Genomic DNA, 22,501 nt, shown 5'->3' on the forward strand with positions numbered 1-22,501 from the left:
ACTCCGTCGTGGTCTCCGACGACCCGGCCGAACACGTCGACCGCCTGTGCGAATTCGCCGATCTGGGCTTCGACGAGATCTACCTGCATCACGTCGGCCCGGAGCAGCGTCCGTTCATCGACACCTTCGGTGACGCGGTGCTACCGCACCTGCCGTGATCGGTGCTGCCGCACCTGTCGTGATCAGGGCTGACGCGGACCGGGCTGCGCTTCGGGACCGGGGCCGCCCTCGGGACCCGGTTGCCCGCCCGGCTCCGGCTGCGCTCCCGGAACGGGATTACCGGTGGTACCCAGATGTTTGCGGGCGGCGTCCTGCGCCTTGTCGACGTGCTGGGCGTACTTCCCGCCGGTACGTCCGTCGACGTGGTCGCCGGCCTTCTCGATGAAACCGTCGGCCTTGTCCGGATTCTTCTCGGCGTAGTCCTTGCCCTTGTTCACAAGGCCCTTCAGCGAATCCATGAAACCCATAGCGCGGTCCTTCCCTCGTGCAGAGTGCCGTGGGTCCGGGCACACCGAACCATGTGCTCCGAGTCAGTGTACGCCCGGGAGCAGATCGTCGGGGGCCGCGAACAGGCGGCGGTGCTCACCGTGCAGACGGCCCGACACCCACCACAGGATCTCGACGAGGACGACTCCGATCAGGCCGCACGTCACCGCGATCGTCGTGTACGCGACGTTCGACGGATCGAGAGCGAAGAACTCCCGCGTGAACGGCACGGAGAACAGGATCACGTATCCGAGTACCGAACCGGCGAGCAAGGCGATCTTCCACCACTGGTACGGGCGGGCCACCACGGCGAGCACCCACAGCGCGATGATCAGCAACGTGATCAGAGCAGACGTCCCGGCCTGGATCTTCTGCTGCTCGGTCTGGTCGGGACCGCCGTAGACGAGCACGTAACAGACGAAGGTCGCCACACCCACGACGACACCGGACGGGATCGCCAATCGCATCACCCGGGAGACGAAGCCCGAGCGCGCCCGCTCGTTGTTCGGGGCCAGCGACAGCAGGAAAGCGGGGATGCCGATGGTGAACCACGCCGCGATCGTCACGTGCCGGGGCAGGAACGGATAGGGCAACGGTTCGAAGTCGAACACCTGGGACAGCACGCCCGACATACCCACCAGGAAGGCGAGCAGCACCGAGTAGACGGTTTTGGTGAGGAACAGATTGGAGACGCGTTCGATGTTGCCGATCACCCGGCGACCCTCGGCCACCACGTAGGGCAGCGTCGCGAACTTGTTGTCGAGCAGGACTATCTGTGCGACCGCGCGGGTCGCGGGGCTGCCCGATCCCATCGCGACTCCGATGTCGGCGTCCTTGAGGGCGAGGACGTCGTTGACGCCGTCGCCGGTCATGGCGACGGTGTGTCCGCGCGACTGCAGGGCGCCGACCATGGCGCGTTTCTGATCGGGACGGACCCGGCCGAAGGTCGTCGATCCTTCGACGACGTCGGCAAGTTCGTTCTCGGCCTCCGGCAGGGAACGCGCGTCGACGGGAGATGTGCTTCCCGGCAGGCCGAGCGACGAGGCGACCGCGCCGACGGCGATCGCGTTGTCGCCGGAGATGACCTTGACGTCGACATGCTGGCCCGCGAAGTACTCGAGGGTCGGTTTCGCGTCCGGACGCACCCGCTGGTCGAGGACGACGAGCGCGACGGGCGTGACCGTGCCGGGCGCATCCACCGCGTCGACCGGGCGGTCGCTGGAGGCGAGCAACAACACCCGCAACCCGCCGGCTCCGAGTTCCTCGGCGCGTCGCGCCGGCTCGCTGCCCGGATCGAGCAGTACGTCGGGAGCGCCGAGCAACCAGTTGCCGTGCGTGCCGTAGGACTGCCCGCTCCACTTCTTCGCCGACGAGAACGGTGCCACGGCCGTCGGCTCGCCCCAGCCCGGGGCGGTGGGGAACGCCTCCGCGATCGCGAGGACGCTGGAATTGGGACGCGGATCGTCGGCCGCGAGCGCAGCAAGGGCGGCGCCGGCCTCGTCGAGGTCGCTCCCGTCGACGACTTCGACGTCGGCCAGGCGCATGCCGTTCTCGGTCAGCGTGCCTGTCTTGTCGGCACACACCACGTCGACGCGCGCGAGCCCTTCGATCGCCGGCAGTTCCTGCACGAGGCACTGCCGGCGTCCGAGGCGGACGACGCCGACCGCGAACGCGATGGACGTCATGAGCACGAGCCCCTCGGGCACCATCGGCACGAGGGCGGCGACCATGCCGCTCAGCGCGGGGCCGAGCGATTCGCCGCTGGAGAAGAGCTGGTTGTAGATGATCAGCAGACCCGCGGGAATCATCAGGTAGGTGATGAAACGCAGGATCTTGTTGATGCCCGCGTTCAGTTCCGATTTCACGAGGGTGAACTTGCTCGCCTCTTCCGCGAGTCGCGCCGCGTAGGCGTCGCGGCCCACCTTCGTGGCGCGATAGGAGCCGGAGCCGGAGGCGACGAAGCTGCCCGACATCACCGTCGACCCGGGCACCTTGTGCACGGCGTCCGCCTCGCCCGTCAGCAGCGATTCGTCCAGCTCGAGTCCCTGGGCCTCGACCACCTCACCGTCGACGACCAGCTGGTCGCCGGGGCCGAGTTCGATGATGTCGTCGAGCACCACTTCGTGCGGCGCGACCTGCGCGGCGGTGCCGCCCCGGCGCACGACAGGCTTCGTCTGACTGACGATGGCGAGCTTGTCCAGGGTGCGCTTGGCGCGGACCTCCTGGATGATGCCGATTCCGCTGTTCGCGATGATCAGCAGGCCGAACATACCGTCGATGATCGAACCGGTGGCCAGCACGATCAGCAGCAGCACCCCGAGGATCGCGTTGATCCGCGTGAACACGTTGGCCCGGACGATGTCCTCGACCGATCGGGACGCGCGGTCGGGTACATCGTTGGTGAGGCCACGCGCGACCCGCTCGGCGACCTGCTCGGTGGACAGCCCGGTGGCTGCGTGGTCGGGTACGAGGACAGGGGCCTCGCCCGTTCCCACCACCGTCGGGGGCTCTTCTACTGCCATGACGAACCAGATTAGGGTACGAAAGCGAACAACCGGCGTCGTGGCGGGTGGATCAGCTCGACGCAAGCCACCACGGATCGACCACGACGGGTTTGGATATATCGATCCGTTGCCCCGGCATCGGCACCGCGGTGGTCACCTCCGACTCCCTCGCCGCGGGTAGCAGCCGGGCGACCGGTTCCGACCAGGCGTGGAAGGCGAGATCGAAGGTTCCCCAGTGCACCGGGACGAGCAGGCTGTCGCGCCGGTCGACACCCCCGAGGTCGAGGTGCGTGCGTACCGCCTCCTCGGGATTCATGTGCACGTCGGGCCAGCGCTTGTCGTAGGCGCCGACGGGCAGCAGCGTGAAGTCGAACGGGCCGTAGGCTTCGCCGACATCCGCGAACCGCGGGGTGTAGCCGCTGTCGCCGCCGAAGAACACCCGACGCGTCGGTCCGGTGAACACCCACGACGACCACAGGGTGATGTTGCGCTGGAGACCGCGTCCGGAGAAATGCCGGGCCTCGGTGCACGTGATGCGCAGCCCGTCCACCTCGACGTGCTCGTCCCAGTCGAGTTCGACGATGCGTTCCTCGGCGATCCGCCATCTGCGCAGGTGCGCGCCCACACCGAGCGGTACGACGAAGCGGGCGGTCGGTTGCAGCACGGCGAGACTCTCGACCGTGAACCTGTCGAGATGGTCGTAATGGTCGTGCGAGATCACCACCGCGTCGAGGCGCGGCAGGGTCTGCAACTCGGCCGGCACCGGGTGCAGGCGCGCCGGGCCGACGGTCGGTGACGGCGAGACCCGCTCGCTCCACACCGGGTCGCACAGCACCCGGTAACCGTCGACCTCCACGAGCGTGCTCGAGTGCCCGAACCACGTCACGGCGAGCTCTGCCGCGTCGACCGGAGCGAGATAGGGCGACAACGGCACCTCGGCGCGAGGTCTCCCCCGGGATCCGCGAGTGAGCAGGTCCTTCGCGAAACCGCCCGCCGCCTCGGGGCCGAGCACGGACGCCGGATCGGTGTTGTGGAACCGACCGCCGCGGTAACGGGGCGACGCGGCGGCGTAGGGGCGGATGTCGGAGACCGAGGCGCCGAGGGAACCGGGCAGCCCGTTCACGGCGCGTGCGACCCACAGCGTGCCCGCGCCCGCGAGGGCGGCGGAGACCGCAGACCGGATGTTCATCGTCCGCGGAAGATCGGGTCGCGGCGCTCGGCACGAGCGAGCCGGGCTTCCTGGACGTCTTCGCTGAGCCACGCCGCGGCGAGCGCGGCGGTCTGCTCGGGGGTGGCCTCGTCGCGGGTGCCGTCGTCGTTGAGGAACAACTTCATCGCATGCAACGACAGCGGCGCGAGTTTCGCGATCTCGCGCGCCCATGCCTGAGCGTCGGCGAGGTCACCGATGCGGTTGGCGAGTCCGCGCGCGAGGGCTTCTTCGGCGTGGACGGGCTCGGCGGCGAGGAAGACGGAGCGCGCAGGACCTCCGCCGAGGAGCGAGGCGAGTCGCCGGACGGTCCAGCGATCGACCGAGATGCCCAGTCGTGCAGCGGGTACCGCGAAACGCCCGGTGGGAGCCACGACCCGGAGGTCTGCGGCCAGCGTGAGCTGGGTGCCGGCACCGATGGCGGGGCCGTTGACGGCCGCGATCACCGGGATCGGGGCTTCCACGATGGTGCGCAACATCTCGGCGAGGCTGTCGGTGAATCCTTCGGCGTAGACGTCGCCGGAGAGGTCGGCGCCGGCACAGAAGCTCGTGCCCCGTCCGGTGATCACCATGACCCGCGCGTCGTCGGCCACGGCCTTCTCCACCGCTTCGCGGATCTCCACGCACAACTGCGTGTTGAGCGCGTTCCTGCGCTCCTCGCGTTGCAGTTCCACGGTCACGACGTCGCCGTCGCGGCTGATCCCGATCATGTGCGATCCCCATCCCTTCGTCAGCGAACACCCCGCATCATTCCATCAGTTCGGGCGTGCACTGATCGCCTGATCCGATTTCGGTGGGTCCGGCACCGCTGAGCGGGGGTAGAACCACCGACATCAATGGAACCAGTCGAGGAGCCGGCCCCGCGACCAGCAGCGCGCCACCGCATCCACGCGTTGCCGAGACCCCTCGTACAGCGCGATGCCGACGATGCTGTGGCCGGAGGCAGGGCGATCGCCGAGTGTCGGAACCGACGGCGCGACGCCCACCCCCTCGGCCGACACCCATGCGACCGTCCGCCCCGCAGCGGCGTCCCGGAGGCGGTCGACGAATGCCGGGCGCCGCGGGATCGGGAGACGCGACAGCGCCCAGGTCGTCGTCACGACGGGCAGAGCGTCCTCGGGTACGGCCGCGATCGCTTCGGGCAGCAGGTCCACGATGTCGCCGCGGAACCGGAGGGGTGGATCCACGGCGAACAGAGCGTCCTCGATGTCGGGCCTGTTGCGGGTCACCGCGACGCGCGCGACCACCGGAGGCATCGCCCGGCCGGGGACCGACCCGCCGTTGACGATCGAACAGTTCTCCTGCACAGAAGAATTCGGGTCGCCCAGGAACAGGCCGTCGCTGTAGGTGATGCCCACGCGGTCGACACACAGGTTCAGGGCTGCGGGGCGCCCCACATCGATCAGACCGATCGCGGTCGCTCCCGCGCGGTGGGCAGCCTCGGTGACCGCCGGGTGGAGCACCGCGTAGCGCCCCGTCTCGTCGGTGGCAGTTCTCCCTCGCGCCGTGCCGGCCATGTCTGCTCACTCCTCGTCGTCGGCACGTGGACGGCCGGGCCCGCGCATGCGGCCCACCTCGCGCGGCAGCCGGTCGGCATCGGCGAGGGCACGCCGGAGCAGGAATTCGATCTGAGCGTTGGTGCTGCGCAACTCGTCGGCAGCCCACCGCGCGAGCGCGTCGTGGACTGCCGGGTCGAGGCGCAGCAACACCTTCTTACGTTCGGGCATGCCGCATGATCCCTACTGGTACAGCGATCCCGTGTTGAGGACGGGCTGAGCACTCTGGTCGCCGCACAATACGACGAGGAGGTTCGAGACCATCGCAGCTTTGCGTTCTTCGTCGAGTTCGACGGTGTGTTCGGCCTCGAGGCGGGCCAGTGCGGTTCCGACCATCGACACGGCACCCTTGACGATCTGCTCGCGGGCGGCGATGACGGCACCGGCCTGCTGGCGTCGCAGCATCGCCTGGGCGATCTCGGGTGCGTAGGCGAGCTGGTTGATGCGGGTCTCGATGACGCGGATACCGGCGGACTGCACGCGGTCGTGGACCTCGGCCGAGAGCTTGGTGGTGATCTCGTCGGCGTTCTGGCGCAGCGACATCACTTCCGGCGCACCGTCGTAGGGGTAGGAGCCGGCGATGTGGCGGACCGCGGCCTCGGTCTGGACCGCGACGAATTCCTCGAAGTCGTCGACGTCGAAGACCGCCCGCGCGGTGTCCTCGACCTGCCACACGATCACCGCCGAGATCTCGATGGGGTTGCCGTCGGCGTCGTTGACCTTGGCCTTGCCGGTCTCGTGGTTGCGGATGCGTGTGGAGATCTTGCGCCGGGTGTTGAGCGGGTTCATCCAGCGCAGACCTGGTTCACGCAGGGTGCCGGTGTACGAACTGCCGAGGAGCTGGAGGACGCGCGCCTCGTTCGGCTCGACGAGGACGAGTCCGGCGAGTGACACGAGGGCGAGCACCGCGATCACAGCGCCGACGACGATCAGGGGAACCATCACCTCGACCGCTCCCCAGCCGATCAGCCCGGCGCCGACGGCGACCGCGACCAGAGCGGCGATCAGTACGGGCCAACCGTTGGACGAGGCGCCCGGCCGCTCGGTGGTGACGGGTGATTGCACGATATTCATGTTCCTACCTCCCAGAGTCAAAGCGATATAAAAGTGATATCACATTTATTCGGTGGCCGACAGCGTTCGCTCCGCGCACGGTCCGCGAGAGCGGCATGATGAAGGACAACGATCCGACAGGGAGGCTCGTGATGATCGCCGACGAGGCACTCGATGCTGCCGGCACGCGCACCGCCGACGCGACACCGGTGGACATCGTCGTCATCGGCGCCGGACAGGCCGGCCTGTCGACCGCCTACTTCCTCACGCGATTCGGAGTCGCACCCGAGACCGGATTCGTCGTCCTCGACCGCTCGTTCGGCCCCGGCGGGGCATGGCAGGACCGCTGGCCGTCGCTCACCCTGAACACCGTCAACGGCGTCCACGACCTGCCGGGCCTCGCATTCGCGGACGTCGTCGACACCTCCGCGGGAGAAGTCCCGGCGGCGTCGGCGGTACCGCAGTACTACGCCGCCTACGAGAAGGAGTTCGACCTCCCCGTCCATCGCCCGACCACGGTCCGGGTCGTATGCGACCGCGGCGACCGGTTACGCGTGGAGACCGAGTCGGCCGTCTACGCCGCCCGCGGCATCGTCAACGCGACCGGCACGTGGGAGCGGCCCTTCGTCCCGTGGTATCCGGGGGCCGCGCAGTTCACCGGGCGGCAACTGCACACCAAGGACTACCGGACGGCCGACGAGTTCACCGGACAGCACGTGCTCGTCGTCGGCGGCGGCATCTCGGCGGTGCAACTCCTCGACGAGATCTCCCGCGTCACCGAGACCACCTGGGTGACACGTCGCGAACCCGCTTGGAGGGACGAACCTTTCACGTCCGCACGGGGTCACGCCGCCGTCGCGCTCGTCGAGGACCGGGTGCGACGCGGACTGCCACCCGGATCGGTCGTCTCCGTCACCGGGCTCCCCCTCACCCCGGCGCTGCGCGCCGCACGCGAACGCGGTGCACTGGAGCGGTCGCCGATGTTCTCCGAGATCACCGAGACCGGTGTCCGGTGGAGCGACGGCCGAACCCTCGACGTCGACGTCATTCTGTGGTGCACCGGTTTCCGGAGTTCCCTCGACCACCTGGCTCCCCTGTCGTTGCGCAACTCCGGTGGCGGCATCACCATGGCCGGCCGCCTCGCGACCCGGGTCGCGAAGGATCCGCGCATCCACCTCGTCGGGTACGGTCCGTCCGCGTCCACGATCGGTGCGAACCGGGCCGGGCGCGCCGCCGCGCGCGAACTGCTCGACCATCTCACCGGGGAGGTGCCGCAGCAGTGAGTGGGCGGGGCGGATCGGTACTGCTGGTCGCGCTCGCGACCACCGCCAGCCTCGTCGCCTCGTCGCCGGTCCTGGTCGACATCGCCCTTCCTCCCCCACCGCCGGCGCCGGCCGCACCTCCACCGACACCGCTGACGGCCGACGAGCTCGTCGCGCGTACCGTGCCGGTCGTCGTAACCATCGATGCGAGCGCGGGATGGACCGGGATGACGGGCACCGGGATCGTGCTCACCCCCGACGGCACGGTCGTCACGAATCATCATGTGGTGAGCGGGGCCACCGACATCAGCGCGGTGAGCGGTGCCGACGGATCGATCTACGACGCGGAGGTCCTCGGTTACGACCGCGAACGCGATCTCGCCGTCCTGCAGCTCGGCACCGCGAGCGATCTCCCGGCCGCGACGATCGCCGACATCCTGCCGCCGGTGGGTTCCCGCGTCACGGCCTTCGGCAACTCGGAGGGTGGCGGAGTCGTCGTGGCCACCCCCGGCACCATCGTCGAGTTCGACCGCAACGTCGTGGTGCGCGACGCCACGAACGGGTCGCGACACCGTCTCACGGGGATGATCCGCACCGACGCCCCGATCCGGCCGGGCGATTCCGGTGGGCCCCTCGTCGACGACTACGGAACGGTCGTGGGCATCAACACCGCGGGTGCCGTGCAACGGAACACCGACACCTCGCCCGGGACGAGACCCGAGGCGTATGCCGTGCCCATCGCCGAGGCGATGACGGTCGTCGAGCAGGTGCGCGCAGGCGCGAGCGAAGGATCGGTGCACGTGGGTCCCACGCCGCGGCTGGGCGCGAGCGTCACCACCGCACGCAAGGACGGACAGGATCTCGGTGTCGAGGTGCTGTGGGTGTCCTACGACAGTCCCGCCTATCGTGCCGGACTCGATGCCGGCGACGTCGTGGTGTCCTTCGACGGTGAGCCGGTCTCGTCGACCGCCGAACTCGAGCAACGGCTGCTGCGACGGCGTCCCGGCGATGTCGTGTCGATCGAGTGGACCACCGAGAGTGGCGAAAAGCGTTCCACCGAGATCGTTCTCGAATCCGGACCGGCACGCTGACGTCGCCGTTCACGAAAATCGGTTGATCCTCGGGCCGGCCGGCGAAGACACTCGACCTGGAGTCACCTCGAGGTCGCAAGATCTCATCGGACCGTTCGACGACCGGGGAAAGACGATGAACAACCACACCGCACCACCGACGCACAGGCGTCCGCGCCTGGCACGCGGGCCCGTGCGGCCGTTCGCCCACCCGCAGTACCGCCTGCTGATCCTGGCGCTCGCGGCGGGACTGCTGTCCGTGGGTACCTGGCTCATCGCGGTGGTGTGGCAGGTCGTCGACATGGGTGGCGGTCCGGCCGAACTGTCTTCGGTCGCAGTCGGACCGGCGGTCGGCATGCTCCTCGTCGCGCTTGCCGGCGGTGTCCTCGCCGACCGGATCCCCCAGCGCACCCTGCTTCTCACGACGTACATCGCACGTGCGGTGCTGGTGGCGGTGACGGCGGCACTCGCCGTCGGCGGATCGCTCACCTTCGGGCATCTCACCGTCGTGGGGTTCGCGCTGGGGCTGGCGAACGGCGTCCAGTTCCCGGCCTATTCGGCGTTGCTGCCCTCCATCGTCCCTCCGCAGGACCTGCTCGCCGCCAACGGCGTCGAAGGAGTACTCCGGCCGACGCTCATGCAGGCGGCCGGCCCGGCGGCGGCGAGCGCTGTCGTGGCCGCCTCGTCCCCCGCAGTCGCGTTGTGCATGGTCGCGCTCCTCGAGGTGGCCGGGGCGCTGTGCGTTCTCGCGATGCGTCCGACCGCGGTCCGCCGTGCCGGTGCACGGACGGGCAGAGTCAGCGGTTTCCGTTCCGTCGTGGACGATCTCGCGGAAGGCGTGCGGTTCACCGTGCGCACTCCCTGGTTGCTCGGAACGCTCCTCTTCGGGTCCGTCGCGGTCCTCTGCGTGCTGGGACCGATCGAGGTGCTCATCCCGTTCGCGATCCGCGAGTCGACCGGGGGTGGGCCGTCCCAGCACGCGATGGTGATGGCGGGTTTCGGCGTCGGTGGCGCCGTCGGGTCGACGATCGTGGCGTCGCTCCGGTTGCCGAGACGCTATCTCACCGTCCCGCTCCTGATGTGGGGTCTGGGCTGCGTCCCCCTCGCCGTCATCGGGGTCTCCGGGTCGGTGCCGATCATGATCGCCGCGGTGTTCGTCGTCGGCGCTCTGTTCAACGCCGGATCCGTCGTGTGGGGAACGCTGCTGCAACGGCGGGTGCCCGCGCACCTGCTGGGCCGGGTGTCGAGTCTCGACTTCTTCGTCTCGATCGTGTTCATGCCGCTGTCCATGGCCGTGGCCGGGCCGCTGGCCCTCACGGTCGGGCTCGCGCCGACCTTCGCGATCGCCGGGTCGGTGCCGGCCGTCGCCGCGGTGATCGTGATCGTCGCGGCCCGGACGCGGCGCGACGAGATCGACAATCCGCTCGACGCCGTCCCGGTGGGCGACGGTGGGATCGTGCCCGCGGAGTGCGGCGGCTGAGGGGCCGCTCGTGGCCGGTACCGACCCGCGCCCGACCTCGGACTCGTCGCACCCGGGATACTCGGTGCGTGAGCGCAACACTTCGTATCAACGGCCTGTCGGCCTCCCGCGGGGAACGTGTCCTGTTCGACGGACTCGATCTCACCGTCGCACCCGGCGATGTGATCGGTCTGGTGGGGGCGAACGGCGCCGGGAAATCGACGCTGCTCACGACCCTCGCAGGGATGGGGGACGCCGACGTGACCGGCTCCGTGATACTCAGCCCGCCCGACGCCACCATCGGCTATCTCGCCCAGGAACCCGAACGGGTGCCGGGCGAGACGATCCTCGGTTTCCTCGCACGTCGCACGGGTGTCGCGGCGGCAGAACACGTCATGAACGCCGCTGCCGAGCGACTCGGCGACTCCGACGAGGACGAGTACACCCCGGCGCTCGAACGGTGGCTGGCGCTCGGCGGGGCCGACCTCGCCGAGCGCGCCGAGAAGGTGATCGACGACCTCGGCCTGGAAGCGGGCCTCGACGCTCCGATGACGGCGCTCTCCGGTGGCCAGGCCGCCCGCGCCGGGCTGGCGGCACTGCTGCTGTCGCGCTACGACGTCCTGCTGCTCGACGAGCCGACGAACGACCTCGATCTGGCCGGGCTCGAACGGCTCGAACGCTTCGTGGACGAGACACGCACGGCGTTGGTGGTCGTCAGCCACGACCGCGAATTCCTCGCGCGCACGGTGACGGGCATCGTCGAACTCGATCCGGTGCAGCAGCAGATCTCGGTGTACGAGGGCGGGTACGAGGCGTATCTCGTCGAGCGCGAGGTGGCGCGCCGGCACGCCCGTGAGCAGTTCGAGGAGTACGCCGACACGAAGACCCAGCTCGAGGAACGCGCTCGGATGCAGCGGAACTGGCTCGAGCACGGTGTGCGCAACGCACGTCGCAAGTCCAAGGACAACGACAAGATCGGACGCAAGCACCGCGCGGAGGCCACCGAGAAGCAGGCGGCGAAGGCCCGGCAGACACAGCGGCGCATCGAGCGACTCGACGTCGTCGAGGAACCGCGCAAGGAATGGGAACTGCGCATGTCCATCGCTGCCGCCCCACGCAGCGGCACGGTGGTCGCGACCCTCGACGACGCCGTCGTCCGGCGGGGCGACTTCGTCCTCGGTCCGATCACCACGCAGGTCGAGTGGGGCGACCGCATCGTCGTCACCGGCCCGAACGGGGCCGGGAAATCCACGTTGCTGCGATTGCTGCTCGGCACCGTCGCACCGGATTCCGGGCGCGCATCGCTGGGGTCGGGTGTGCTGGTCGGCGAGATCGATCAGGCCCGCAGCCTGTTCGAGGGCGACGAACCGCTCGTCGAGGCGTTCGGACGCAACGTGCCCGAGTGGCCGGACGCCGACGTGCGGACCCTGCTGGCGAAGTTCGCCCTCAAGGGGCACCACGTCCTGCGGACGGCGTCGTCGCTGTCGCCGGGCGAACGCACCCGCGCCGGGCTCGCGCTGCTGCAGGCCCGCGGTGTCAATCTGCTGGTGCTGGACGAACCGACCAACCACCTCGATCTGCCGGCGATCGAGCAACTCGAGCAGGCCGTCGACAGTTTCGAGGGCACTCTGCTGCTGATCACGCACGATCGCCGCATGCTGGAGACCACGCGGACCACGCGTCGATGGATGCTCGACGGCGGGACGCTGAGTGAGGAGTTGCTGTAGATGGGTGGAAGCGTGCGGGTGGACAGTTGGACGTGGTCGGTCCGGTTGTTCAAGACCCGGTCCGCCGCGGCGAGTGCGTGCCGCGCCGGGCACGTCCGGGTCGATGGTGTGACGGCCAAGCCGTCGACACCGGTGACGCTCGGCGCCGAGGTCCGTGTGCGTGCCCACGGCACGGAGAAGATCGTCGAGGTCACCCAGCTCGTGAACAAGCGGGTGGGCGCACCGATCGCCGCCACCGCCTACATCGATCACAGTCCCCCGCCTCCGCCGAAGGAGATCCTCGCCGCGCTTCCCCGCCGGGACCGCGGAGCGGGTCGCCCGACGAAGAAGGAGCGCCGCGAGCTCGATCGGCTTCGCGGAGTCGACGACGACTGAACAACCCGCTGAGCAGGCAGTCGTCTTCAACAGTTGACAAACCGTTGTGTTTTCCTAACACTTTGTTCCATGAGTCCGGTACGCCGTGGGGAAACGCTTCCCATCTACAACCGCATCCGCGTCCTGCGCGCGGAGCGTGGCATGAGCCGCGCACAACTGGCCGCGCTCATCGACGTGAACCCGCAGACCGTCGGCGCACTCGAACGCGGCGACCACTATCCGAGTCTCGATCTCGCCTTCCGCATCTGCGACGTGTTCGGGCTGCCGGTCGAAGCCGTCTTCTCCCGCACCGAGTTCACGCCGTTGTCGACGGAGCTGTACAAGCCTCGGAAGGAGGCCTGATGACCACCGAATCGCTGCTCGACCGCTACGAGGACTACCGCACCCGCCGGTTCCTGAAGAACGAGGAGATCACCGCTGGATGGATGCCGAACTGGCGCACCCGACGCCGCCGCCGCATCCTCGCCGGCGCGGTCGTGGCATTGATCGCGCTGATGTTCGTCACCGCCATCGCGTCGTATTTCACGATGTGGGCAGCGATCGCCTGGTTGCCGGTCGCGCTGGTATTCCTGCCCACGTGGACGTGCCTGCAGATCGTGTCGGGACGTCAATCCGACGCTCCGCGTCACGCGCTCGACGAACGTGAGATCGCCGAGCGCAACAGCGCCCGTTCGATCGGCCTGTCCGTGGCGCAGGGGCTGCTGATGCTGCCGATCTTCGCGCTGCTGTGGAGCGCCTCGACCGCATCGATCGACCATCGGGCACTCGCCTACTCGGCAGGCGGATTCGCTCTCGCCTCGATACTGTTCAGCGGTTGCCTGCCCGCTGTTCTGCTCGCCTGGACCCGCCCCGACGACGACCCGGAGGACGTGCTGTGACACTGACGATCGACACTCTCTCGAAACGCTACGGCGACAAGATCGCCCTCGACGGCGTGAGCTTCGAAGTCCGCCCCGGCGAGTTGTTCGGCTTCGTCGGCAGCAATGGGGCGGGCAAGACCACCACCATGCGGATCGCGCTCGGCGTCCTGGCCGCCGACGCCGGTGAAGTCCGCATCGACGGGCGGCCCGTCGACCTCGAGATGCGCCGCAACATCGGGTACATGCCCGAGGAACGCGGCCTGTACCCGAAGATGAAGGTCGGCAAGCAACTGGCCTATCTCGCTCGGCTGCACGGACTCTCGAAAACGGAGGCGACGGAGGCGGTACAGCGGTGGACCGAGCGGCTCGGCATCGCCGAACGCCTCGGCGACACCGTCGACGCCCTGTCGCTCGGCAACCAGCAGCGCGTGCAGCTCGCCGCCGCCCTCGTGCACGACCCGAAGGTGCTCGTGCTCGACGAGCCGTTCTCCGGACTCGACCCGGTAGCCGTGGACGTCATGAGCGACGTCCTGGTGGAGAAAGCGAAAGAGGGTGTGCCGGTGGTGTTCTCGAGTCACCAGCTCGACCTGGTCCAGCGCCTGTGCGACCGGGTGGGCATCATCGGCGCGGGCAGGATGCGCGCCGTCGGCACCGTCGACGACCTGCGCGCCGGTGGCGACGCGCTCCTCGTCGTCCACGCGCCGCAGGCACCCCGCGGCTGGGCGGACGGTCTGCCGGGAGTCACCCACGCCGAGTACGAGGACGAGCGCACCGTGCTCACCGTCACCCCCGGCGCCGACGACCAGCTGATCCTCAAGGCCGCCCTGGCCACCGGCCCCGTCCACGAGTTCTCGCTCCGGCGCCCGTCCCTGACCGAGCTGTTCCGAGAGGTGGTGTCCGCATGAGCGCCCCGTTGAGCAACGCCCGAGCGGTCGGTCTCGTCGCGTCGCGCGAGTTCGTCACGCAGGTCCGGAAGAAGAGCTTCCTGATCAGCAACGCGATCATCCTCGTCGCGATCGTCGTCGGCATCGTCGCCACCTCGATCCTGTCCGGCGGCGGCGAGGACCGGCCCACCGTCGGAGTCGTGGGTGCACCCGCCCTGCAGACGACGATCGAGTCGCTCGGTGAGACCGTCGGCACCCCGCTCGAGGTCTCCGAGGTTCCGGATGCCGCCACCGCGCGCGACCGGGTGTCCTCCGGCGATCTCGACGTTGCGCTCGTGCCCGGCGACGGTGCGTCCGTCACGGCGATCACCGAATCGGAACTCGACACCGACGTCCGGGCTGTCGTCGAGGCCGCGGTCGTGCAGCAGGCCCAGGTCGCCGCACTGACCGATCGCGGTGTCGATGCCGCTGCGGTCGCGGCCGACGTGGCCACGGCGACCGTGACCGTCGACGCCCTCGACCCGCCGGATCCCGAACAGGGACAACGGATCATCCTCTCGATCATCGCCGTGGTCCTGCTGTACATGCAGATCCTGATGTTCGGCATGTACGTCGCGATGGGTGTCGTCGAGGAGAAGTCCTCGCGGGTCGTCGAACTGCTGCTGTCGACCCTGCGGCCACTGCAGTTGCTGTGGGGCAAGATCCTCGGCATCGGCGCGGTGGGGCTCCTGCAGCTCACCGCCTACGGCGCGGTCGGTGTCGGCACCGCACTCGCCACCGGCACCCTCACGATCACCGGCACCGCCCTCGGGGTTCTCGCCGGCACGCTCGGCTGGTTCGTCCTCGGTTTCGCGTTCTTCGCCGTGCTCTACGCGGCGGCGGGATCGATGGTGTCTCGGCAGGAGGACGTCAACTCCACCTCGGGCCCGCTGGTGTTCCTCATCCTTGCGATGTTCTTCGCGGCCTTCTCGTCGGTCGACGACCCCGAGGCCGGATGGAGCACCACGCTGAGCTGGATCCCGCCGTTCTCGGCAATCCTCATGCCCCTGCGTATCGCCGCGGGTGTTGCCACGCCGGTGCAGATCGTCGGCACCATCGTGCTCATGGTGATCGCCATCGGAGTGCTCAGCGTGATCGCCGCGCGCATCTACCAGCGGTCGATCCTGCGCATCGGCCGGACGGTCACGTGGAAGGAAGCGCTCGGCCGATAGCCGATCCCGCTTCGAAGGGAGAATATGTGCGGTTTCTCGCAAGACGTCGCACATATTCTCCCCCTCGTTCGCGTCGGTATAGGTTGACCTTCGACCGACGAGGACAGGTGGAGGCAACGTGGCCGGTGGCAGGATCTCGGCGCAGGAGTTCATCGACAAGGTGCTCGACCCGGGCAGTTTCGCCTCCTGGGACGTTCCGCCCATCGACGTCGGGGCCGGTGAGAAGTACCTCGCCGATCTGGGCAGGGCCGCCGAGAAGTCGGGTGTCGACGAATCCGTGCTCACCGGCTCGGGCACCGTCCACGGCCGGCGCGTCGCGCTGATCGTGTGCGAATTCTCCTTCCTCGCAGGCTCTATCGGTGTCGCCGCCGCCGAACGTATCGTTGCCGCCGTCGAACGCGCGACCGCCGAGGGACTGCCCCTCCTCGCGTCCCCCACTTCGGGCGGCACCCGCATGCAGGAAGGCACCCTCGCGTTCGTGCAGATGGTGAAGATCGCCGCCGCCGTCGCCGCCCACAAGGCCGCCCATCTCGGTTACCTCGTGTACCTGCGCAATCCGACGACCGGTGGCGTGTTCGCGTCGTGGGGGTCGCTCGGGCACGTCACCGCCGCCGAACCCGGCGCGCTCGTCGGTTTCCTCGGCCCGCGCGTCTACAAGGCGCTCTATCAGGAGGACTTCCCGGAAGACGTGCAGACGGCGGAGAACCTGTACCGCAAGGGCGTGATCGACGGGGTCGTGCCCCTCGGCGGGGTGCGGCAGGTGGTACACCGGCTGCTGCGCGTGCTGGTCGAGCCGAACCGGCCCGAGGTGGCAGCGAGTCCGGCGATCACCGCCGTCGACGACGTCCCCGACATCCCGGCCTGGCAGTCGGTGATGCTCAGCCGACGTCCCGAACGACCCGGCATCCGGCAATTGCTGCGGCACGCCGCCTCCGCACAGGTACCCCTGTCCGGAACGGGGCAGGGCGAGTCCGACCGCACCGTGCTGCTCTCGCTCGCCCGGTTCCGCGGCGTCTCGTGCGTGATGTTCGGCCAGGACCGCGCGGGACAGTCGCCCGAACGCACGATGGGGCCGGGTGCGCTGCGCGAAGCCCGGCGCGCGATGCGGCTGGCAGACGAACTGCGCCTGCCGCTGGTGCTCGTCATCGACACCCTGGGTGCCTCACTGTCGAAGGAGGCCGAGGAGCGCGGGCTGGCACCCGAGATCGCCCGCTGCCTCGCCGATCTCGTCACTCTGTCCACCCCGACGGTGTCGGTGCTGCTCGGCCAGGGCACCGGAGGAGGTGCGCTCGCCCTGCTGCCCGCCGACCGGGTGTTGTGCGCGCAGCACGGCTGGCTCGCACCGCTCCCACCCGAAGGCGCCAGCGCCATCGTGCACCGCGACACCACCCACGCTCCGGTGATGGCGCAGGATCAGGGGATCCGCTCCCGCGACCTGCTGCGCAACGGTGTGGTCGACGCGGTCGTCCCCGAGCACCCCGACGCCACCGAGGAACCCGTCTCGTTCGTCAAGCGGGTCGGCGCGGCGGTCGCGCGCGAACTCGCCGTCCTCACCGACGAACCCGCGGAGGAACGGTACCGGCGGCGGATCGAACGGTATCGGAAGCTCGGCGTGCCCTCCTGACCCGGCGCGATCCGGATCAGCTCGAACCCGCCACCGCTCCACCCGCTGCGATGGCCGTCATCATCGCCGCGTTGACCGATGCGACGGCGTCGCGTACCGCCTCGGCCGCCCACTCGCCCTGCGCGATATCCTTCGCCCGCTTCTTCACCGCCCGCTTGTCGGCCTCCGGGAACACCTTCGGCGCCGCATCCGCCGCCGACAGCAGCGCGATCAGGGCCGCGGTGCGTGGGTCGGGGGTCAGGCCGTCGATCAACGCCGCGCGGATCGGGCCACGAACGCGCTGCTCGTGGCCGGAATCGCTCGCGGGCCACTTCTTCGTCGGAAAGACACCGAGTATCTTCCCGCGCTCCTCCGAGACCGAGCCCTGCTCGACGACCCGTGCGAGAAGCTTCTCCTGGAGGCCCTTCTGCAGTTTCTCGATGGCCACCGTCGGCTTCACCGGCCTGCCCGAGCGGAGCCGTTCGACCGCCTCGGCGAGGATCGGATCGGCGGGTCGCGCCTCGGTGCGTATCACGATCCGCCCCTTTCTCACCTGCTTCCCCTCGGTGTCGACCGCCACCACGTCGTCGAGGGCGAGTTCGACGAGCACCGCACCCGCGAGAACACGGGGCAACTTCACTCCGTCGACGAGCGGCTTCCCCGATTCGTCGTCGAGCAGCAGGAGCAGAAGGTCTTCCGCTATCGAGGTCATGCGAGTCAGGGTAGGCACTTCGCCCGCTCGTCGCGCGATCGTGTCCGTCCGACGCAGACACGAGGTCGCCCCCACCGCAGGTCCCATAGAGTGGTTCGGTCCACAACTACCGTCGAGGAAGGACACAAGCGATGGGCTCGTACGAGGAGGCGTTCCGCCGGAGCACCGAGGATCCCGAGGGATTCTGGCTCGAGGCCGCCCAGGCGGTCGAGTGGGAGAGCGCGCCGACGCGAGCTCTCGACGACTCGGCGGCACCGTCGTACAGGTGGTTCCCGGACGGCGCCCTGAACACCAGCGTCAACGCGCTCGACCGGCACGTGCGCGCGGGGCACGGCGACCGCCCGGCGCTGATCTGGGATTCGGCGATGGTCCCCGCGAAGCGCACCTACACCTACGCAGAGCTGCTCGACGAAGTCGCGACGTTCGCCGGGGTGCTGCGGGACCAGGGTGTCGTGGCCGGCGACCGCGTGATCGTCTACATGCCGATGATCCCCGAGGCCGCGATCGCGATGCTCGCCTGCGCCCGTATCGGGGCGGTGCACTCGGTGGTCTTCGGTGGGTTCGCCGCGAAGGAACTCGCGACCCGCATCGACGACGCGAAGCCGGTCGTGCTGGTCACGGCCTCCGGCGGTCTCGAACCGGGCCGCACGATCGAGTACCTGCCGATCGTCGAGCAGGCGATCGGTCTGTCGCCGACGCCGCCGCACACCGTGATCGTCAAGGATCGTGAGCAGATCCCCGGTTCGGCGGCCGACTACCAGACCTCCTCCGCGGCGTGGTTCGACTGGGACGAGCTCTGCGTTGACGCCGCTCCCGCCGAGCCCGTGACGGTCGCGGCGACCGACCCGCTCTACATCCTCTACACCTCCGGCACCACCGGGAAGCCCAAGGGCGTGGTGCGCGACAACGGCGGGCACGCCGTAGCTCTGACCTGGTCGATGCACAACATCTACGACATCGACCCGGGCGACGTGTGGTGGACCGCCTCCGATGTGGGCTGGGTGGTCGGCCACTCCTACATCGTCTACGGTCCGCTGCTGGTGGGCGCGACGACGGTGATGTACGAGGGCAAGCCCGTCGGCACACCCGATGCGGGCGCGTTCTGGCGGATCATCGCCGAGAACGGCGTCAAGGCGTTGTTCACCGCCCCCACCGCGATTCGCGCGGTGCGCAAGGCCGATCCGAATGCCGAGGAGCTGAAGAAGTACCCCATCGACTCGTTGCGGACGCTCTTCGCCGCCGGTGAACGCCTCGACCCCGACACCTACCACTGGGCGACGAAGGTGCTCGACCGTCCGGTGGTCGACCACTGGTGGCAGACCGAGACGGGCTGGGCGATCGCCGCCAATCTGCGCGGCCTCGAAGCGATGCCGCTCAAGGCCGGCTCCCCGACCGTCCCCGTTCCGGGATACCGGGTCGAGATCGTCGACGGCGAAGGCAGGCTCGTCGATCCGAACACCGAGGGCAACATCGTCATCCGGCTGCCGTTGCCGCCGGGCACCCTGGCCGGCCTGTGGCAGGACGAGGATCGTTACCGCCGCTCGTACCTCGACACATTCCCCGGTTACTACCTCACCGGCGATTCCGGGTACATCGACGAGGACGGCTACGTCTTCGTCCTCGGCCGCTCCGACGACGTGATCAACGTTGCCGGGCACCGGCTCTCGACCGGCAGCATGGAGGCCGTGGTGGCCGGACATCCTGCCGTCGCCGAATGCGCGGTGGTGGGCATCCGCGACGAACTCAAGGGTCAGCGCCCGTCGGGTTATGTAGTGCTCAAGGCGGGCGTGGAGATCGATCCCGAGACCCTGCGCCGAGAGCTCGTCGCGATGGTCCGCGACCAGATCGGCGCGGTCGCGACCTTCCGCGATGTGACGGTGGTCCAGGCTCTCCCGAAGACACGCTCCGGCAAGATCCTGCGCAAGACGATGCGGCAGATCGCCGACCACGAGGAGTACACGGTGCCGTCGACGATCGAGGATCCGGCGGTGCTCGACGCGCTGAAGCAGCAACTCGGCGGCTGACGGCACGCTAAGGAGGGTGTACACGGCAGCGGACGGATACCCGGTGCAGAGCACGAGTATCCGTCCGCCGGGGTACGCCTGCGTCACCTGCGTCGTCGGCGCCTCACGATCAACAGCACGATCACTGCTGCGAGCACCCCTCCGGCCGCCGCCATCAGGTCGGGCCGGGTGCGCACCACCTCCGCCCGCTCGGCCGCGGACTGCTTGATCCTCGTGGGCACGTCGAGTCGGTCGGTGAGTTCGCCGACGGTCGCGGCGAGTTCGGCCCGTTGACGTTCGATGTCGGCCACGTCCTCCGGACGCCCATCGTTGTCGGATGCGGTCACTTCGTTGCTCCCTTCGCGGCGTCGATGTCGGCGCGGACACTGGCGACCGTGCGTTCCGGCACGGGGGGTGCGGCGTTCTTCGCCTTCGAGGCACCGACCGCCGCGAGGATGCCTCCGACGGCGAGCACCACGAGCGCGACGATGAGGGCGGCGAGCCACGGCTCGACGGCCGTGGCGAGGCCGAGCACGGCCGTCGCGATCAGCGTCGCCAGTCCCAGGAACAGCAGGACCGCTCCCGCACCCGAGATACCCACGCCCACACCGATACGGGTGCCCTTGGACTTGACCTCCTCGAGCGCGTGTGAGACCTCGGTCCGGACCAGGGTCGACACCTGTTCGGTGAGCCGCTCGGTGAGTTCGACCGTGGACAGGTTCTTCGGTTGTTCGGCCACGGGACGCGCATTGCCGCCGGGCGTCGTCATCGCGGACTCCTTTCTGTCGGGGGTCGGGGAGGGTCCACGGAGTCGGTCGCCTCCTCGGAGGAGTTGTCCCCGCTGTGGGCTTCACGCAGTTTCCGCCCGTGCTCGACGAGTTCATCGAGCTTGGCGGCGTTCTTCTCGCTCGCGCGTGAATCACGTTCGGGCAGTTGCAGTGTCTTCTCGGCAGGCATACCGGCCTGCAGCTGGCGACCTCGCTCCATCTCGGCGTCGAACTCGGCACCGAACAACAGGGCCAGGTTGGTGATCCACAACCACAGCAGGAAGATCACCGCGCCGGCGAGGGATCCGTAGGTCTTGTTGTAGCTGCCGAAATTCGAGACGTAGAAGGCGAATCCCACCGAAGCCACGATCCACACCAGGATCGCGATGAGTGATCCGAGGCTGACCCAGCGGAATTTCGGCTGGGACACATTGGGTGTCGCGTAGTACAGCACAGCGACGATCATGACCACCAGCGCGAGCATCACGGGCCACTTGACGATGTTCCATACCGTCACAGCGGTGTCGCCGAGGCCGATGACGTCGCCGATCGTCCGTGCCACCGGACCACTGATCACGAGCATCAGGGCGGTGGCGCCCGCGGCCACCAGGGCCACGGCGGTGATCAGCAGCATCAGCGGACGCAGTTTCCAGACGGGCCGCCCCTCTTCGATCTCGTAGATCCGGTTCATGGCGCGACCGAAGGCGCCGACATATCCCGATGCCGACCACAGCGCGCCGAGAATACCGACGATCAGGGCGAATCCGGCTGTCGGTGCGGCGACGAGCTGTTCGATCGGCCCTCGGAGCGTGTCGACGGCGGAGGACGGACCGAGATCTTCGACCATGCCGAGCACGGCATCCACCGTCGTCTGCCCTTGGCCGAACACACCGAGCAACGAGACCACGACGAGCAGGGCCGGGAACAGCGACAGGACGGCGTAGTAGGTCAGCGCGGCGGCGAGATCGGTGCACTGATCCCGACTGAACTCTCGAATCGTCCTGCGCAGCACATACTTCCACGACGGTTTGGACAGATCGGTCGGAGAGTCGGGTTTGCGCGGATCGTCGGGTGCGAGGGTGGCACCCGATGACCCGTCACGTCTGTGCTCGGCATCCATACTGCGGCGGGTACCCGCGGTCGCACCCGGACCAAACTCACAACCGCACCGGGACCGAACGCGCCGCCGCAGCGGTGCGACGGCCGTACGATTCGGCTCATGCCCGACATCCCACTCGAAGGATCCGCCGACGGTTTCGCGGACATCGCCTCGCAGCTCGACTACCCGATGTTCATCGTCACCGCATTCGACGGTGAGGAACGCAGCGGCTGCCTGATCGGATTCGCGACGCAGTCCGCGATCGATCCGGCGCGCTTCCTCGTGGCGCTGTCGGACAAGAACCGGACGTACCGGGTGGCGTCGAAGGCGAAGCATCTCGCGGTACACGTCCTGACCCCGGCCGATCGCGAACTGGCGGCGCTGTTCGGTGAGCACACCGGTGACGACATCGACAAGTTCGCCCGCTGCTCGTGGCGGGAGGGACCGTACGGCCTGCCCGTGCTCGACGGCCCGCGGGCCTGGTTCGTCGGCCGGATCCTGGAGACGTTCACGACCGGCGACCACGGAGGTTTTCTCCTCGAACCCGAACGCGGCGAGCTCCGCGGCGACCTGGACCGCCTCATGACCTTCGCGTCCGTGGGCGATCTCGAGGCCGGGCACGGCGCGTGACGTGCATCCGTAGAGCGCAAGTGATCTGATCGG

At 68.8% G+C, this 22,501-nt stretch carries 23 protein-coding genes; 12 read left to right on the plus strand and 11 right to left on the minus strand.

Features of this window, described 5'->3' with window-relative positions; translation table 11 throughout:
- Positions 1-182 precede the first annotated feature (182 nt).
- The 7 genes from A8G18_RS16730 to A8G18_RS16760 all read right to left on the minus strand — a co-directional run bounded on the left by A8G18_RS16730 (position 183) and on the right by A8G18_RS16760 (position 6,827).
- Entirely contained in the window at positions 183-467 is a 285-nt protein-coding gene (locus tag A8G18_RS16730) for an antitoxin (protein ID WP_016933666.1), read from the minus strand.
- A 63-nt stretch (positions 468-530) separates the two neighbouring features.
- Entirely contained in the window at positions 531-3,008 is a 2,478-nt protein-coding gene (locus A8G18_RS16735; RefSeq protein ID WP_026003181.1) for an HAD-IC family P-type ATPase, read from the minus strand.
- A 52-nt stretch (positions 3,009-3,060) separates the two neighbouring features.
- Positions 3,061-4,179, minus strand: a complete 1,119-nt coding sequence (locus A8G18_RS16740; RefSeq protein ID WP_064064757.1) for an MBL fold metallo-hydrolase — start codon at positions 4,177-4,179, stop codon at positions 3,061-3,063.
- Positions 4,176-4,907, minus strand: coding sequence for an enoyl-CoA hydratase (locus A8G18_RS16745; RefSeq protein WP_016933663.1), 732 nt, complete (start codon positions 4,905-4,907; stop codon positions 4,176-4,178). Before A8G18_RS16745 ends, A8G18_RS16740 begins: the two co-directional genes overlap by 4 nt.
- A 123-nt stretch (positions 4,908-5,030) precedes the next feature.
- Positions 5,031-5,714, minus strand: coding sequence for a DUF2332 family protein (locus A8G18_RS16750; RefSeq protein ID WP_016933662.1), 684 nt, complete (start codon positions 5,712-5,714; stop codon positions 5,031-5,033).
- A gap of 6 nt (positions 5,715-5,720) precedes the next feature.
- Positions 5,721-5,924 (minus strand): type II toxin-antitoxin system antitoxin, encoded by a 204-nt coding sequence (locus A8G18_RS16755; protein ID WP_016933661.1) that lies wholly within the window; start codon positions 5,922-5,924, stop codon positions 5,721-5,723.
- 12 nt (positions 5,925-5,936) lie between these two features.
- The gene (locus tag A8G18_RS16760; RefSeq protein WP_016933660.1) at positions 5,937-6,827 is read right to left on the minus strand and encodes an SPFH domain-containing protein; all 891 of its coding nucleotides are present in this window, start codon (positions 6,825-6,827) and stop codon (positions 5,937-5,939) included.
- 131 nt (positions 6,828-6,958) lie between these two features.
- Here A8G18_RS16760 and A8G18_RS16765 point away from each other — a divergent pair, with 131 nt between their 5' ends.
- The 10 genes from A8G18_RS16765 to A8G18_RS16810 all read left to right on the plus strand — a co-directional run bounded on the left by A8G18_RS16765 (position 6,959) and on the right by A8G18_RS16810 (position 17,278).
- Complete coding sequence (locus A8G18_RS16765; protein WP_064064797.1) at positions 6,959-8,089, plus strand: NAD(P)-binding domain-containing protein; 1,131 nt, start codon at positions 6,959-6,961, stop codon at positions 8,087-8,089.
- Positions 8,086-9,159, plus strand: a complete 1,074-nt coding sequence (locus tag A8G18_RS16770; protein WP_016934127.1) for a S1C family serine protease — start codon at positions 8,086-8,088, stop codon at positions 9,157-9,159. Before A8G18_RS16765 ends, A8G18_RS16770 begins: the two co-directional genes overlap by 4 nt.
- 115 nt (positions 9,160-9,274) lie before the next feature.
- Positions 9,275-10,618: an MFS transporter gene (locus A8G18_RS16775; RefSeq protein WP_026003286.1), complete on the plus strand. Its 1,344-nt coding sequence runs from the start codon at positions 9,275-9,277 to the stop codon at positions 10,616-10,618.
- A 68-nt stretch (positions 10,619-10,686) separates the two neighbouring features.
- Positions 10,687-12,324, plus strand: a complete 1,638-nt coding sequence (locus tag A8G18_RS16780; protein ID WP_064064758.1) for an ABC-F family ATP-binding cassette domain-containing protein — start codon at positions 10,687-10,689, stop codon at positions 12,322-12,324.
- Positions 12,325-12,699 (plus strand): RNA-binding S4 domain-containing protein, encoded by a 375-nt coding sequence (locus A8G18_RS16785; protein ID WP_016934130.1) that lies wholly within the window; start codon positions 12,325-12,327, stop codon positions 12,697-12,699.
- A 69-nt stretch (positions 12,700-12,768) separates the two neighbouring features.
- Complete coding sequence (locus tag A8G18_RS16790; RefSeq protein WP_016934131.1) at positions 12,769-13,041, plus strand: helix-turn-helix transcriptional regulator; 273 nt, start codon at positions 12,769-12,771, stop codon at positions 13,039-13,041.
- Positions 13,041-13,577 (plus strand): hypothetical protein, encoded by a 537-nt coding sequence (locus tag A8G18_RS16795; RefSeq protein WP_064064759.1) that lies wholly within the window; start codon positions 13,041-13,043, stop codon positions 13,575-13,577. Before A8G18_RS16790 ends, A8G18_RS16795 begins: the two co-directional genes overlap by 1 nt.
- A complete protein-coding gene (locus A8G18_RS16800; protein WP_064064760.1) occupies positions 13,574-14,464 on the plus strand; it encodes an ABC transporter ATP-binding protein in 891 nt (296 codons plus the stop codon). The genes A8G18_RS16795 and A8G18_RS16800 overlap by 4 nt, the downstream gene beginning before the upstream one ends.
- Positions 14,461-15,654, plus strand: coding sequence for an ABC transporter permease (locus A8G18_RS16805; protein WP_064064761.1), 1,194 nt, complete (start codon positions 14,461-14,463; stop codon positions 15,652-15,654). Before A8G18_RS16800 ends, A8G18_RS16805 begins: the two co-directional genes overlap by 4 nt.
- Before the next feature lie 118 nt (positions 15,655-15,772).
- Entirely contained in the window at positions 15,773-17,278 is a 1,506-nt protein-coding gene (locus tag A8G18_RS16810; protein ID WP_016935040.1) for a carboxyl transferase domain-containing protein, read from the plus strand.
- A gap of 16 nt (positions 17,279-17,294) precedes the next feature.
- Here A8G18_RS16810 and A8G18_RS16815 read toward each other — a convergent pair whose 3' ends face one another.
- The gene (locus A8G18_RS16815; protein ID WP_016935039.1) at positions 17,295-17,969 is read right to left on the minus strand and encodes a GOLPH3/VPS74 family protein; all 675 of its coding nucleotides are present in this window, start codon (positions 17,967-17,969) and stop codon (positions 17,295-17,297) included.
- A 131-nt stretch (positions 17,970-18,100) separates the two neighbouring features.
- Here A8G18_RS16815 and A8G18_RS16820 point away from each other — a divergent pair, with 131 nt between their 5' ends.
- Positions 18,101-19,993 carry a propionyl-CoA synthetase gene (locus tag A8G18_RS16820; RefSeq protein WP_064064762.1) on the plus strand — a complete coding sequence of 631 codons (1,893 nt, stop codon included), beginning with the start codon at positions 18,101-18,103 and terminating at the stop codon, positions 19,991-19,993.
- 83 nt (positions 19,994-20,076) lie between these two features.
- On the opposite strand, the gene A8G18_RS16825 is transcribed toward A8G18_RS16820, so the two are convergent.
- The 3 genes from A8G18_RS16825 to A8G18_RS16835 are packed head-to-tail and all read right to left on the minus strand — an operon-like array spanning position 20,077 to position 21,859.
- The gene (locus A8G18_RS16825; RefSeq protein WP_016933022.1) at positions 20,077-20,319 is read right to left on the minus strand and encodes a DUF3618 domain-containing protein; all 243 of its coding nucleotides are present in this window, start codon (positions 20,317-20,319) and stop codon (positions 20,077-20,079) included.
- Positions 20,316-20,741, minus strand: coding sequence for a phage holin family protein (locus A8G18_RS16830; protein WP_016933023.1), 426 nt, complete (start codon positions 20,739-20,741; stop codon positions 20,316-20,318). Before A8G18_RS16830 ends, A8G18_RS16825 begins: the two co-directional genes overlap by 4 nt.
- Entirely contained in the window at positions 20,738-21,859 is a 1,122-nt protein-coding gene (locus A8G18_RS16835) for a YihY/virulence factor BrkB family protein (RefSeq protein ID WP_016933024.1), read from the minus strand. Before A8G18_RS16835 ends, A8G18_RS16830 begins: the two co-directional genes overlap by 4 nt.
- 99 nt (positions 21,860-21,958) lie before the next feature.
- On the opposite strand from A8G18_RS16835, the gene A8G18_RS16840 reads away from it, so the two are divergent.
- Complete coding sequence (locus A8G18_RS16840; protein ID WP_016933025.1) at positions 21,959-22,468, plus strand: flavin reductase family protein; 510 nt, start codon at positions 21,959-21,961, stop codon at positions 22,466-22,468.
- Positions 22,469-22,501: the final 33 nt, after the last annotated feature.

This window comes from Rhodococcus gordoniae (genome assembly GCF_001646655.1).
Taxonomy (GTDB): domain Bacteria; phylum Actinomycetota; class Actinomycetes; order Mycobacteriales; family Mycobacteriaceae; genus Rhodococcus; species Rhodococcus gordoniae.

Bases quoted from the DNA above. Each gene is read 5' to 3' on its own strand.
- A8G18_RS16730 (WP_016933666.1), bottom strand. From the start codon at position 467: ATGGGTTTCATGGATTCGCTGAAGGGCCTTGTGAACAAGGGCAAGGAC.
- A8G18_RS16735 (WP_026003181.1), bottom strand. From the start codon at position 3,008: ATGGCAGTAGAAGAGCCCCCGACGGTGGTGGGAACGGGCGAGGCCCCT.
- A8G18_RS16740 (WP_064064757.1), bottom strand. From the start codon at position 4,179: ATGAACATCCGGTCTGCGGTCTCCGCCGCCCTCGCGGGCGCGGGCACG.
- A8G18_RS16745 (WP_016933663.1), bottom strand. From the start codon at position 4,907: ATGATCGGGATCAGCCGCGACGGCGACGTCGTGACCGTGGAACTGCAA.
- A8G18_RS16750 (WP_016933662.1), bottom strand. From the start codon at position 5,714: ATGGCCGGCACGGCGCGAGGGAGAACTGCCACCGACGAGACGGGGCGC.
- A8G18_RS16755 (WP_016933661.1), bottom strand. From the start codon at position 5,924: ATGCCCGAACGTAAGAAGGTGTTGCTGCGCCTCGACCCGGCAGTCCAC.
- A8G18_RS16760 (WP_016933660.1), bottom strand. From the start codon at position 6,827: ATGAATATCGTGCAATCACCCGTCACCACCGAGCGGCCGGGCGCCTCG.
- A8G18_RS16765 (WP_064064797.1), top strand. From the start codon at position 6,959: ATGATCGCCGACGAGGCACTCGATGCTGCCGGCACGCGCACCGCCGAC.
- A8G18_RS16775 (WP_026003286.1), top strand. From the start codon at position 9,275: ATGAACAACCACACCGCACCACCGACGCACAGGCGTCCGCGCCTGGCA.
- A8G18_RS16785 (WP_016934130.1), top strand. From the start codon at position 12,325: ATGGGTGGAAGCGTGCGGGTGGACAGTTGGACGTGGTCGGTCCGGTTG.
- A8G18_RS16790 (WP_016934131.1), top strand. From the start codon at position 12,769: ATGAGTCCGGTACGCCGTGGGGAAACGCTTCCCATCTACAACCGCATC.
- A8G18_RS16795 (WP_064064759.1), top strand. From the start codon at position 13,041: ATGACCACCGAATCGCTGCTCGACCGCTACGAGGACTACCGCACCCGC.
- A8G18_RS16805 (WP_064064761.1), top strand. From the start codon at position 14,461: ATGAGCGCCCCGTTGAGCAACGCCCGAGCGGTCGGTCTCGTCGCGTCG.
- A8G18_RS16815 (WP_016935039.1), bottom strand. From the start codon at position 17,969: ATGACCTCGATAGCGGAAGACCTTCTGCTCCTGCTGCTCGACGACGAA.
- A8G18_RS16820 (WP_064064762.1), top strand. From the start codon at position 18,101: ATGGGCTCGTACGAGGAGGCGTTCCGCCGGAGCACCGAGGATCCCGAG.
- A8G18_RS16830 (WP_016933023.1), bottom strand. From the start codon at position 20,741: ATGACGACGCCCGGCGGCAATGCGCGTCCCGTGGCCGAACAACCGAAG.
- A8G18_RS16835 (WP_016933024.1), bottom strand. From the start codon at position 21,859: ATGGATGCCGAGCACAGACGTGACGGGTCATCGGGTGCCACCCTCGCA.
- A8G18_RS16840 (WP_016933025.1), top strand. From the start codon at position 21,959: ATGCCCGACATCCCACTCGAAGGATCCGCCGACGGTTTCGCGGACATC.